The sequence below is a fragment of the Photobacterium sp. NCIMB 13483 genome (genome assembly GCF_003025475.1).
GTDB lineage: Bacteria > Pseudomonadota > Gammaproteobacteria > Enterobacterales > Vibrionaceae > Photobacterium > Photobacterium piscicola.
Window position 1 is genome coordinate 224,764 of record NZ_PYLV01000001.1, and the last position, 12,376, is coordinate 237,139.

General features: G+C 40.2%; 11 protein-coding genes. 5 read left to right on the forward strand and 6 right to left on the reverse strand.

The window, feature by feature from the left end:
• Positions 1–32: 32 nt before the first annotated feature.
• From C9I86_RS01065 to cmoA, 5 genes are all read right to left on the reverse strand, one after another.
• On the reverse strand, positions 33–1,007 hold the full coding sequence (locus C9I86_RS01065; protein WP_107275373.1) for an alpha-L-glutamate ligase-like protein: 975 nt from the start codon (positions 1,005–1,007) through the stop codon (positions 33–35).
• A 3-nt stretch (positions 1,008–1,010) separates the two neighbouring features.
• On the reverse strand, positions 1,011–2,525 hold the full coding sequence (locus C9I86_RS01070; RefSeq protein WP_080156805.1) for an inactive transglutaminase family protein: 1,515 nt from the start codon (positions 2,523–2,525) through the stop codon (positions 1,011–1,013).
• 14 nt (positions 2,526–2,539) lie between these two features.
• On the reverse strand, positions 2,540–3,346 hold the full coding sequence (locus tag C9I86_RS01075; protein WP_080156804.1) for an ATP-dependent zinc protease: 807 nt from the start codon (positions 3,344–3,346) through the stop codon (positions 2,540–2,542).
• A gap of 88 nt (positions 3,347–3,434) precedes the next feature.
• On the reverse strand, positions 3,435–4,409 hold the full coding sequence (gene cmoB, locus C9I86_RS01080; RefSeq protein ID WP_080156803.1) for a tRNA 5-methoxyuridine(34)/uridine 5-oxyacetic acid(34) synthase CmoB: 975 nt from the start codon (positions 4,407–4,409) through the stop codon (positions 3,435–3,437).
• A 16-nt stretch (positions 4,410–4,425) separates the two neighbouring features.
• Positions 4,426–5,154 carry a carboxy-S-adenosyl-L-methionine synthase CmoA gene (cmoA, locus tag C9I86_RS01085; RefSeq protein ID WP_080156802.1) on the reverse strand — a complete coding sequence of 243 codons (729 nt, stop codon included), beginning with the start codon at positions 5,152–5,154 and terminating at the stop codon, positions 4,426–4,428.
• Between the two features lie 353 nt (positions 5,155–5,507).
• Between cmoA and bla the strand changes: the two genes are divergently transcribed.
• Positions 5,508–6,371: a class A beta-lactamase gene (bla, locus tag C9I86_RS01090; protein WP_107275374.1), complete on the forward strand. Its 864-nt coding sequence runs from the start codon at positions 5,508–5,510 to the stop codon at positions 6,369–6,371.
• Between the two features lie 20 nt (positions 6,372–6,391).
• Here bla and C9I86_RS01095 read toward each other — a convergent pair whose 3' ends face one another.
• Complete coding sequence (locus tag C9I86_RS01095) at positions 6,392–7,285, reverse strand: DUF72 domain-containing protein (RefSeq protein ID WP_107275375.1); 894 nt, start codon at positions 7,283–7,285, stop codon at positions 6,392–6,394.
• A gap of 325 nt (positions 7,286–7,610) precedes the next feature.
• On the opposite strand from C9I86_RS01095, the gene aspS reads away from it, so the two are divergent.
• The 4 genes from aspS to ruvB all read left to right on the forward strand — a co-directional run bounded on the left by aspS (position 7,611) and on the right by ruvB (position 12,010).
• Positions 7,611–9,392 carry an aspartate--tRNA ligase gene (aspS, locus tag C9I86_RS01100; protein ID WP_080156799.1) on the forward strand — a complete coding sequence of 594 codons (1,782 nt, stop codon included), beginning with the start codon at positions 7,611–7,613 and terminating at the stop codon, positions 9,390–9,392.
• A 228-nt stretch (positions 9,393–9,620) separates the two neighbouring features.
• On the forward strand, positions 9,621–10,142 hold the full coding sequence (ruvC, locus tag C9I86_RS01105) for a crossover junction endodeoxyribonuclease RuvC (RefSeq protein WP_080156798.1): 522 nt from the start codon (positions 9,621–9,623) through the stop codon (positions 10,140–10,142).
• 200 nt (positions 10,143–10,342) lie between these two features.
• Positions 10,343–10,966: a Holliday junction branch migration protein RuvA gene (ruvA, locus tag C9I86_RS01110; RefSeq protein WP_080156797.1), complete on the forward strand. Its 624-nt coding sequence runs from the start codon at positions 10,343–10,345 to the stop codon at positions 10,964–10,966.
• A gap of 27 nt (positions 10,967–10,993) precedes the next feature.
• Positions 10,994–12,010: a Holliday junction branch migration DNA helicase RuvB gene (gene ruvB, locus C9I86_RS01115; RefSeq protein ID WP_107275376.1), complete on the forward strand. Its 1,017-nt coding sequence runs from the start codon at positions 10,994–10,996 to the stop codon at positions 12,008–12,010.
• Positions 12,011–12,376: the final 366 nt, after the last annotated feature.

A 12,376-nucleotide genomic window follows, 5' to 3' on the forward strand; every position in this document is an offset into this window, starting at 1 on the left:
AGGGCTAATAATATTATCGCATTGATACTTGTTTAGAAATCAGGTTTAGCACCAAACTGATGTGCACAGTAAGCCACGCGTTCTTCCGGCGTTGGTGTGTGTGCCGTGACTCCCATAGCTTCAATATGACGCAGACGTGGTAATAAACCCGTACCATTCGCAATTTGAATAGCGAGGCCAGGGCGAGCATTTAGCTCTAGTACCATCGGACCTTTGTCTTTATCTAATACCATATCGGTACCAATGTAGCCTAAACTGGTCATTTCCCATGCACTGGCTGCAAGTACCAATAGCTTGTTCCACTCAGGTACTTTAAGCTCACTTAATAAGCGTTCAGTGTCGGGATGACGTTCAACGGGTAAGTTAAACTGGACTGCTCGAATCGCTTTGCCTGAGGCAATATCAATTCCCACTCCAACAGCACCTTGGTGAAGGTTAGCTTTGCCATCAGATGCTGCTGTTGAACAACGCATCATTGCCATCACAGGGTAGCCTTTAAATACGATTACGCGTACATCAGGTACACCTTCATAGCTAAAACCATCAAACACATTATCAAATTGAATTAGGTTTTCGACCATCGCAACATCATTTTTGCCCCCGAGCGAGAATAATCCAGCAAGGGTGTTGGTAATGTGGCGTTCAACATCTTGTTGATTGATTTCGGCACCGGATGGTTTTACATAAACGCCATCTTTGTGCTTCACAATCACCAGAATACCTTTACCGCCAGAGCCTTGAGCGGGTTTTATTACAAACCCAGGCCAGTCTTTAACCATCTGATGAATATGCTTCACGGTTGCTTGGCTATCAATAACACCAATCAAATCAGGAACCGTAGCTCCCGCTTGTTGGGCAATGAACTTGGTTTTTAGCTTGTCATCCACAAGGGGAAAACGGCTACGATCGTTATAACGACCGATATAGCTATGGTTACGTTTGTTCATCCCCATGATGCCACGATCACGCAGTTTTTTCGGTGAAGTAAACTGTGAAAAGAATGACATATATTAGTCCTCGGTCAGTGGCTTAAAGCGACGAAGCTCACTTAAGCGATAACCGGTGTAGTTACCTAAAATTAAGATAGCTGCAAGGATAATAAACTGAACACCAATGAAGTTAAACGTTAGGTGACGTATGATTGGTGTTGTCATTGCGAGGTAAATTAACACTGATGTTAATAGTGAACCACCACCTTGAATAAACACTTCTTTCGCACCTTCTTCTTCCCATAGAATCGACATACGTTCGATTGTCCATGACAAAATGATCATTGGGAAGAAGGTGATTGTTAGACCTTCAATCAAGCCAATCTTAAATGCCACCACGGTGAATATTGAAATGATCAATATTACAGTAATTATCACCGCGGATATTCGAGCGACCAGAAGTAGGTTGAGTTTCGATAGATAACTTCGAATGATCAAACCTGTACCGACAATCAATAGGAAACCGACAATACCAGTTAAGAGCTGAGTTTGCACAAAGGCAACCGCAATTAACACTGGCATGAATGTACCTGATGTTTTTAGCCCCACAATGATTCGCAAGAACACCACAATTAACGCACCAATAGGCACTAACATGATGGTTTTAAACATTGCTTGTTCTTCAAGAGGCAAACTATGAATTGAGAAGTTTAAAAGATCTTCAACTTTAATTTTCTCTTGCGTTGCACGTTGTGGCGTAATGTCTTGAGCAATAATAGAGAAACTGATATTTGAGTTACGACCACCAACAACGTCAAGTAATGCATTACCTTGTTGGTTCCAAATCATCACATTTTCAGGTTTGCCTTGCTCGCCAGTTGTGAGATTAAATAACTGCCAGTTTTTTTGTTGCTTATCCCACACTTCAACCATCGGTGATACGCTTTGACGACGACGACCATCTTCAAGCGTTAATCCACTAACAATGCGAGAGTGAATACCTTCAAGTGACAATAGGCTTGTAACAACATCAGCTGGTGACATTGTATCAAGTAATACGGCAGCATTTTGATTCTGTTTATCATGTAATTCGCGAATTAATTCACGGGCTAATGTCACATCATCAGCAGATAAATTGCGCGCCTGAGTTAACAGTGCTGTTGCTGCTGTTTGTTGTGGATTACTTAAACTAACTTCAGCTGGTTCACCTTTGGGTGGCACTGGTTTATAGCGTGCGTGATCATCAACCAATAATTGTGTTTTGTAATACAACACTTGTTTACCAATTGCTGTACGTGTTGCCCAATCAGCTTCACGACCGTCTTTAGTATTGTGGATCACAACAGAATAATTAGGGGGTGACGAAGTGCTTTCATCAATAAGAGTAAAGCCTTGTTGTGTTCCTGGTGCTGACATTTTTACTTGTACGGGATCGCCGATTGCATCAAATTGCACTCGTGCCTCTACTTCCCATACCGCGCGTTCTTTTCCAGGAGTCCATGGAACACCATAAACATCATGGCGATACACGCTTAATCCAATACCTGAAATTATCAGCAGGGATATCAGTATATAAAAGGGTATTCTAGACGTCATGACAGCCTCTTGATTTATTTGTTAACTTGGACTGGCTTTGGCTCAGTCTTTCCTTGTACAAATTGTTTACCTACATCAACCAATGCAATATCTTTAAAGAATTCACGCCCAAGTAGAACTGGGAAATCCATCTTTGTTCTATCAGCTAATGTAAACTGTGTTTTTTCGTGCAAGCTACCTAATGTAATCCATGCTTCGATCACTGGACGACGCACTGCTTCTTCAGACGTTGACTGACGAATACGTACCCAACGGAAAATAGGCGCTTCAATGGTTTCTGGTTTCGCTTTGTCATTCGCTGCAATTTCAGCGGGTGTGTCGATTGCAGAGTCATGGCTTAAATTAAAACGTACCCACTCTTTACCATCGCGTTCAAATGTTTGTACATCAACCGCATTAAGTGATGATGTTGTCGCACCTGTATCTACACGGGCTTTAAAATGGCTTTTAACAGAGTCAATCCAAACCCATTCTTCTTGTCCTAAAATCACTTTACCGTTAGCAGTCTTAGAGTCAGTAACAGGCTGTTCAACTGGAACACGAATAATTTGTTTTTCAACAATGACTTTAGGCTGAGTTAGGCTCTTATGCTTAAGAAATTTTATATCTTTTGAGATAGATGCTAATTTTCTTTCAAGTTGGCCAATATATTGTTGTTGGTTTTCAACATGTGTAGAAACGTTATTGATTTTGCTATCAAGGTGGGTTTCGACATTATTGAGAGCGGCTAAAGTTTGTTGGTGGTTTTTCTCTAGCGTTGCGTTTGAGGTACATCCTGAAAGTATCGCTAGTGCAATTAATGATACGCTAAGACGAAGCATCATATCTCCTATGTGCGTCTGTTTTATATAATAACAACATTAGTTTACATCAAAAAAGGGATGCGCACAGCATCCCTTTTGTCAGTCGTTAGTCAGGATTCCTACCGACTAAGATTGCACGTCTTGGGGCTGGATATCCTTCGATAGTTTTTGAACTATCATCTTGATTTAAATATTCTGGTAAGGAATTATTAGTCATCCAATTGGTTGATCTTTGTTCGTCTGTAGTAGTGATATTCTCATCAACAATACGAACATCAACGAAGCCACATTTTTCCATCCACACTTTTAATGCCTTGGCAGAGGGGAAAAAGTAGACATTATGCATTTGTGCATAACGGTGTGTCGGTACAAGGACAGTATTTTCATCGCCATCAATGACCAGAGTCTCTAAAATAACTTCACCACCGGCACGTAATTGATTTTTCAATTGGAGGATATGATCAAGAGGCGAACGACGGTGATATAACACTCCCATGCTAAACACGGTATCAAACGCTTTTAGCTCAGGTAATTGCTCAATACCTAATGGTAATAAATACGCGCGCTCATCTTGACCCATTAAGCGTTTAATGGCTTCAAATTGGATCAAAAATAAGCTTGAAGGATCAATACCAACAGTTAATTTTGCCCCTTCACCTAGCATGCGCCACATGTGATAACCATTACCACAACCAACATCTAATACACTGCGGCCTTTTAGTGGTGTGATATGTGGTAGTACACGATCCCATTTCCAGTCAGAACGCCATTCAGTATCAATGTGGATATCATGAACAGTGAAAGGGCCTTTACGCCACGGGTGAAGTAAACGTAATAGACTTTCTAAACGTTTTTTCTCACCGTCAGCAATCGGGGTCTCATTGCGTAGGCTAACGTCATTTTTAAGATCAATAACATCAGGCTTATCAGTAGGGAATTTTTGCAGTGCACGTGCCCAACGAGCCATATCACCATGTTCTTGTTGTTCCCAATCACTTAATTGTTGCGGCAGAGTATTTAACCATGGACGCAAGGTCTCATGTTGAGCAAGAAGTTGATAAAAAGCAGAAAAACTAAACATATTGGAACTATAAACCTTATTTAATCGCAAACATTGAGCCAAAATTGAAGCATTGGAACCATACTTCAGAGCTAGAAAAACCGATATTATTAAAACGTTGTTTGTGCGTTTCAATACTATCTGGACGCATTACATTTTCAATAGCACTACGTTTTTGGCTAATTTCTAATTCGCTATAACCATTGGCTCGTTTAAAGTCGTGATGAAGATCGATCAGCAACTCATTGGCGCGTTCATCATCAAATATATATTTTTCCGATAAGATCAATATACCGCCAGGGCGTAGACCAGCATAGATTTTCTCTAATAATGCGAGACGATCTTCGGGAGATAGAAATTGGAGAGTAAAGTTAAGCACGACAACGGAAGCATCTTGAATATCAACGTGACGAATATCTGCTTCAATAACTTGTACGGGGGTTTCAGAACGGTAGGCATTCACTAATAAACGGCAACGCTCAACCATTGCAGCTGAATTATCAATCGCGATAATTTCACAGCCTTCCTGATCAATATGACGACGCATCGATAAAGTGGCAGCACCAAGTGAACAACCAAGATCGTATACTTTCGAATGCGGCTTAGCAAAACGTTCAGCAAGCATGCCAATAGCAGAAATGATATTACTATAGCCGGGTACTGAACGTTGAATCATGTCTGGGAAAACTTCAGCGACACGTTCATCAAACGTAAAGTCACCCAGTTTTGCAATTGGCGTAGAAAAAATATTATCGTGGCTTGCCATTCTCACGAACCTCATCATATATAAAGAACAGGTATCCTACAGGGACTACGATAGTGGCTGGTTTAAAGCGCTCTATCAGGTGATCCATCACCTTTGAAAGGTCGCGTATTGTAGATAAAATAGCATCATTTGTCTTTAACAATTGTTGAATGAGTGGCGGTTAGTGGTGTTAATGATTTATTTGATGGATGTAATTTTAAGTGCGAATCTGGAGAGGTATTCTTTTATAAATTGCGATCAATTGATTGTAGGTCTTTATAAAAAACAATGTTAATGGTTCGTGAATTACCGATTGTTATTGATAAATTTATTCTTTAGAATTCAGCGGTTTTTATTACTTTAATGGATCTAAAATGAAACGATATTGGGTGTTTAGCTTATTAGCCTTATTTTCATATGCGTCATCAGCAGCTAATTTGGAACAGTATTTACGTGATACTGAACAGCAGATTCAGGGGCAAATTGGTGTTGCTGTGATAGATACTCAGAATAACACGCAATGGAATTTTAATGGTTCTGAGCGTTTCCCAATGATGAGTGTATTTAAAACATTAGCTTGCGCGAATGTGTTATATGACGTGCAACAAAATACATTAAGTTTGACTCAGAAGATTGATGTTACAAAAGCGGGATTAATTAATTGGAATCCGATTACGCAAAATTTTGTTGGTGGCCAAATGTCACTGCAAAGTGTGTGTGGTGCTGCAATGTTAATGAGTGATAATTATGCGGCGAATTTAGCGTTAGAGCTGATTGGTGGCCCTCAAGGTTTAACGACTTTTTTACGTACGATTGGTGATAATAATACGCGACTTGATCACTTTGAGCCGAAGCTAAATTATGTTGAGAAAGGGGCTAAAAATGATACGACAACGCCTATCGCAATGATGAATACCGTCAAAAAATTATTAATTGGCAATGTGCTTAATGCTGAAAATAAAGCGCAATTACAATTATGGATGACGAATAATATGGTCTCTGATGGGTTAGCGCGTGCTGTGCTTCCCCAAGGATGGAATATTGCAGATCGTAGTGGCGGTGGTGTCAATGGATCTCGCACATTAACCGCAATGGTATGGAATAAAGATCATCAACCTGTGTTTATTGGTATTTTTATTGCCAATTCAAAACTTAAAACACTGCCTGAGCTTAACAAAGTAATGGTAGCTATCAGTGAAAAGATTTTTCATAAATATCATATCGTTGCTCAAAAATAATCATCACAGTTAGCTAATAGCTATAGCAGTGTAATTTGTTGCTGTGACTGTTGATGGATTGGTATACCTAAATCGGGTAAGCAGACCGTCGAGCATAATTGGTTTTGTAAGCATTGATATAAGCGTAGTGCTGATTCTGGTGCCGCATTATTATCGGGTGAATGGATAAATAAATACGGTTGTTTTCCTTCGGCTATCCATAACGGTAGTCGTTGGAGCCAATTTTTAAAGAAAGGGTCATTGTTGCTATCATTGGGATGACCAATAAAACGGATAACAGGGTTGTTTGCAGTGGCGATAGCATGAACCGGTACATGGGGCTTTTTTCGTTGCGCATCTATAATTACCTCAGAGGTGGGTGTTGCAGAAAAAAGCGGCCGACTATCCATAATAATACGATTGCTACGGTGTTCAATTAACAAGCGGTTCAACGCTTGTTCGGCTGAGCCTTTGGCAAAAAAATCTGGGTGTCGAACTTCAACCCCTGTTGTTAGGTGGCTTGGGAATTTGGCTAAAAATTGTGCCAAAATAGGCAGGGAATCAGGTCCAAATTGAGCTGGAAGTTGAATTTTCCAAATAGCCGTTTTAGGTGCTAAGACATACATCGTTTTTAAAAAATCAGCGACGGCTTGATCACAATGGCGTAATTGTTGTTGATGAGTAATGGTTTGCGGTAGTTTAAACGTAAATCGAAAATCATGCGGCGTTGCATCATGCCATTTTTGTACTGTTGCCATACTCGGTATAGCATAAAATGTGGTATTGCCTTCTACTGTTGAAAATACATCAGCATAACGAGCTAAGCGCTCACCACTTTTGCAGCCTTTACCATATAAACTATGAATCCAGTGATTATGCGACCATTGTGCTAGGCCTATTCGAAGTGGTTGTACTTTAGCTGCGGTTAATGTCATCTGAAGTCCACGCCATTGATATAAGACTTTAGGATTTTAGCGTAACTCATCCTAAAAAGCCTAAATAACCATGACTGAAAAAGAATTAATTACGATTCCATTTTTGATTGGCGGTAGATCATGCGAATAAACGTGCTGTTCACTTCGCAAACTGAGGCTGTTTGGGTATAATAGCTTGTTATTTTTGCCTCTTGGCCTGCTTGCTATCCAATTTTATGCGTAAATTAGACAGCAAGCGGTCGGGATTGAACCAGTTGTACTTGGGCTAGCAGTGAGCTGTGACTCGAGTACGAACATGCTAATACAGATAGATTGGGAATTTCTTATGCGCACCCATTATTGTGGACACCTAAATAAGTCCCTTGCAGGACAAACAGTAGATTTATGTGGTTGGGTTAACCGTCGCCGTGATTTGGGCGGTCTTATCTTTATTGATATGCGTGATCGCGAAGGTGTGGTTCAGGTTGTTATTGATCCTGATATGACAGAGATCTTCGGACTAGCAAACCAATTACGTAACGAGTTTTGTATTCGTCTAACGGGTGAAGTGCGTGAGCGTCCTGAAAGCCAATGTAATAAAGACATGGCTACAGGTGAAGTTGAAATTTATGCAACTGGCCTTGAGATCATCAACCGTTCAGAAGCGTTACCTCTTGACTTCAACCAAAAGAACTCAGAAGAACAACGTCTAAAATACCGTTATTTAGATCTTCGTCGTCCAGAAATGAGCGACCGCATCAAGCTACGAGCTAAAGCATCAAGCTTTGTTCGTCGTTTCCTTGATGATAATGCTTTCTTAGATATTGAAACTCCAGTACTAACTAAAGCAACACCAGAAGGTGCGCGTGATTACTTAGTACCAAGTCGTGTACATAAAGGTAAATTCTACGCATTACCACAATCACCACAGCTATTTAAGCAATTGTTGATGATGTCTGGTTTTGACCGTTACTACCAAATCGTTAAATGTTTCCGTGATGAAGATTTACGTGCTGATCGTCAGCCTGAATTTACTCAAATCGATATCGAAACATCGTTCATGTCAGCGGATCAAGTACGTGCGACAACTGAAAAAATGATCACAGAAATGTGGAAAGAGCTACTAAATGTAGATCTTGGCGCATTCCCTGTTATGTCATTTGAAGAAGCCGCTCGTCGTTTTGGCTCTGATAAGCCAGATCTACGTAACCCTCTAGAGTTAGTCGATGTTGCGGATATTGTTAAAGATGTTGAGTTCCAAGTATTCTCAGCACCAGCAAATGATCCTAAAGGTCGCGTTGCTGTTATCCGTGTTCCGGGTGGCGCATCTCTAAGCCGTAAGCAAATTGATGAATACACTAAGTTTGTAGGTATTTACGGTGCTAAGGGCTTAGCATGGATGAAGGTTAACGATCGTGCTGCAGGTATTGAGGGTGTTCAATCTCCAGTAGCTAAGTTCCTAAACGCAGAAATTGTTGAGAACTTACTTGAGCGTACTCAAGCAGAATCTGGCGATATTATTCTATTTGGTGCTGATAGCAAGCGTGTTGTTACAGAAGCGATGGGTGCACTTCGTCTTAAACTGGGTGAAGATCTAGCGCTAACTGATAAGTCTGCATGGAAACCACTTTGGGTTGTTGATTTCCCAATGTTTGAAGAAAATGAAGATGGTTCATTGTCTGCAATGCACCACCCATTTACTTCTCCATTAAACCTAACACCAGAAGAATTAGCGGCTAACCCTGCTGATGCATTATCTAATGCATACGATATGGTTATTAATGGTTACGAAGTTGGTGGCGGTTCAGTTCGTATTCACAACTCAGCAATGCAATCGACAGTGTTTGATATTCTAGGTATCTCAACTGAAGAGCAACGTTTGAAGTTTGGTTTCTTACTTGATGCACTACAGTTTGGTACACCACCACACGCAGGTCTTGCATTTGGTCTTGACCGTTTGGTAATGCTACTTTGTGGTACTGATAACATTCGTGATGTTATTGCATTCCCTAAAACAACCGCAGCGGCATGTCTATTAACAGACGCGCCAAGCCTAGCAAATCCAGCTTCATTGGAAGAACTTTCAATTGCGGTTAATATTGCAAAAAAGAAAATTGATCAAGAATAAGTAAGTTAAATTACTTAATTTGATTAACTTAACTATTATTAATCTCATTAACGATAGTTAATAACAGGCCGACCCTTAGCAATAAGTGGTCGGCTTATTTTTATGTTTATACCAATGTTTATACAGAGTTATCAATATGAGTGCTGAGTCATTGTTTATATATCAGCTGCTGAGATAACTAACTGCAATAAACTATTGGTGTATTAAGCAAATGGTAATATTGGATTCATGTCTGTCATTTTAGGTATTGACCCGGGTTCGCGTATTACGGGATACGGGGTTATTCGACAAGTTGGTCGTAAGCTAGAATATTTAGGTAGCGGCTGTATTCGTACATCATGCCCTGATATTCCTGGCCGATTAAAACAGATTTACGCAGGGGTTTCTGAGGTTATTACTCAATTTCAACCCGACTGTTTTGCGATTGAACAAGTGTTTATGGGTAAGAATGCCAGCTCTGCCATTAAGCTTGGACAAGCCCGTGGTAGTGCGATTGTGGCGGCGGTGAATGCTGATCTTCCTGTAAGTGAATATGCTGCGCGATTAATAAAACAAGCTGTCGTAGGTAATGGTGGCGCAGATAAAGTTCAGGTACAACACATGGTGTGTTCGGTACTTAAACTTGATGGGACACCGCAAGCCGATGCCGCCGATGCTTTAGCTATTGCTATATGTCATGCGCATACTCATAAAACGTTAATCGCGATGGCCGGTAAAGCAACCAGCGCTCGCCGTGGTCGATACCGTTAATTTATTCACATTGCAATGAATATTGTGGTTAGGTAATTGTGGTCATAAAAAGCAGCTGTGGCTGCTTTTTTATTGGGTTGGTTATTTTTATAGTAATAAGATGGCGTGTTGTTTGATGATGACATGCATAAAGGGCTGGATATTGATCCAGTAGTTTACTATTCTAGTGCCAGTTTACTTCCTATTATAGAGATGATGTTGTGATTGGCCGACTACGCGGAATTGTGATTGAAAAACAGCCCCCAGAAGTATTACTTGAAGTGAGCGGTATTGGTTATGAAGTTTCCATGCCAATGAGCTGTTTCTATGAGTTACCTGAGTTAGGCCAAGAAGCGATTATTTTTACTCACTTTGTCGTGCGTGAAGATGCCCAATTATTGTATGGCTTTAATAAAAAAAGTGAGCGCGAATTATTCCGCGAGGTTATTAAAGCCAATGGTGTTGGCCCTAAATTAGGCTTAGCGATTTTATCAGCCATGACCGCCAGCCAATTTGTGCGCAGTGTTGAATTAGAAGATGTATCGACATTGGTTAAAATTCCAGGTGTGGGTAAGAAAACTGCTGAACGATTAGTGGTTGAGATGAAAGATCGTCTCAAAGGATGGGGCGAAGGGGATCTCTTTACGCCGGCTCTTGATACTGCCGCATCCAATGCTGCAATTCAGAACCCATCAAATCAAGCTCGCGCTGAAGATGAAGCTGTTAGTGCATTGATTGCTTTAGGATATAAACCACAAGTTGCAGCGAAAGTTGTGGCTCAAGTTGCACAACCTGAAATGACCAGTGAAGCGATGATTCGTGATGCATTACGTTCAATGGTGTGATCACACATTCTGTAATAGGTATTTATTATGATTGAAGCCGATAGACTGGTTTCGAGTAATTTCGAGACACCGCGCGAAGACGACATTATTGATCGTGCTATTCGTCCTAAGTTACTGAATGATTATCAAGGTCAGGATCATGTCCGTGATCAAATGGAAATCTTTATTCAAGCCGCAAGATTGCGAAATGAAGCGCTTGACCACTTATTGATTTTTGGTCCTCCAGGTTTAGGTAAAACGACCTTAGCGAATATTGTTGCTAATGAGATGGGAGTGAGTATTCGTACCACATCTGGACCTGTGCTTGAAAAAGCCGGTGATTTAGCCGCGCTATTAACCAACCTTGAAGAAAATGATGTGCTATTTATTGATGAAATCCATCGTTTAAGCCCACAGGTTGAAGAAATACTTTATCCAGCAATGGAAGATTACCAATTAGATATCATGATTGGCGAAGGCCCTGCAGCGCGGTCGATTAAAATTGATTTACCACCTTTTACTTTAATCGGTGCAACAACGCGGGCGGGATCGCTAACATCACCATTACGGGATCGTTTCGGTATAACTCAGCGATTAGAATATTACAAAGTTGAAGATCTAAAAGATATCGTCTCACGAAGTGCGAGTTACCTTGGTTTATCACTTGATGATGGCGGCGCGATGGAAATGGCAATGCGTGCTCGTGGTACTCCGCGTATTGCTAACCGTTTATTACGTCGTGTGCGTGATTACGCAGAAGTCAAAAGTGATGGTCATATTTGCCCTGATATAGCCAATAAAGCCCTTGATATGCTTGATGTTGATAGTAGTGGCTTTGACTATATGGATCGCAAATTATTGATGGCGATTATTGAGAAATTTATGGGGGGACCCGTTGGACTTGATAACTTAGCCGCTGCAATTGGTGAAGAAAAAGACACTATTGAAGATGTGCTTGAACCTTATTTAATCCAGCAAGGTTTTTTACAGCGCACTCCTCGTGGACGTATTGCAACTCAGCGTGCTTATTTACATTTTGGGCTTGATATACCCAAGACAAAATAAGAAGAAAGATAATGAATGTATAAAAAACGAGACTATTAATGTCTCGTTTTTTTATATCTCGATTTTATGGATGATATTTCTAATAAACAAGTAATAAAAAACGTTCAACAAGAATGTTATTAAAAATAACATTGATTACTATTTAATAACGGTGTTATTGCTTTAAATAGAAAATGAGTAGGGCATTTTTATTTTAAAAAGCTATATATTGGTATTAAAAAACAACAATACCTGAAAAATATTTACTCATAATCAAAATCTATTTAATCCAAAATGATCGACTAAGAAAATAATGATGAATAACGGCTATCAATGGGACAAGTAACATTTTGTTCTATATGGTTTTTTATTTATAAATTGTAAGTT

Excerpts from the sequence above, each read along its gene's own strand:
- C9I86_RS01065 (WP_107275373.1), bottom strand. The coding sequence starts at position 1,007 with ATGTCATTCTTTTCACAGTTTACTTCACCGAAAAAACTGCGTGATCGT.
- C9I86_RS01075 (WP_080156804.1), bottom strand. The coding sequence starts at position 3,346 with ATGCTTCGTCTTAGCGTATCATTAATTGCACTAGCGATACTTTCAGGA.
- C9I86_RS01095 (WP_107275375.1), bottom strand. The coding sequence starts at position 7,285 with ATGACATTAACCGCAGCTAAAGTACAACCACTTCGAATAGGCCTAGCA.
- bla (WP_107275374.1), top strand. The coding sequence starts at position 5,508 with ATGAAACGATATTGGGTGTTTAGCTTATTAGCCTTATTTTCATATGCG.
- cmoA (WP_080156802.1), bottom strand. The coding sequence starts at position 5,154 with ATGGCAAGCCACGATAATATTTTTTCTACGCCAATTGCAAAACTGGGT.
- cmoB (WP_080156803.1), bottom strand. The coding sequence starts at position 4,409 with ATGTTTAGTTTTTCTGCTTTTTATCAACTTCTTGCTCAACATGAGACC.
- aspS (WP_080156799.1), top strand. The coding sequence starts at position 7,611 with ATGCGCACCCATTATTGTGGACACCTAAATAAGTCCCTTGCAGGACAA.
- ruvC (WP_080156798.1), top strand. The coding sequence starts at position 9,621 with ATGTCTGTCATTTTAGGTATTGACCCGGGTTCGCGTATTACGGGATAC.
- ruvB (WP_107275376.1), top strand. The coding sequence starts at position 10,994 with ATGATTGAAGCCGATAGACTGGTTTCGAGTAATTTCGAGACACCGCGC.
- C9I86_RS01070 (WP_080156805.1), bottom strand. The coding sequence starts at position 2,525 with ATGACGTCTAGAATACCCTTTTATATACTGATATCCCTGCTGATAATT.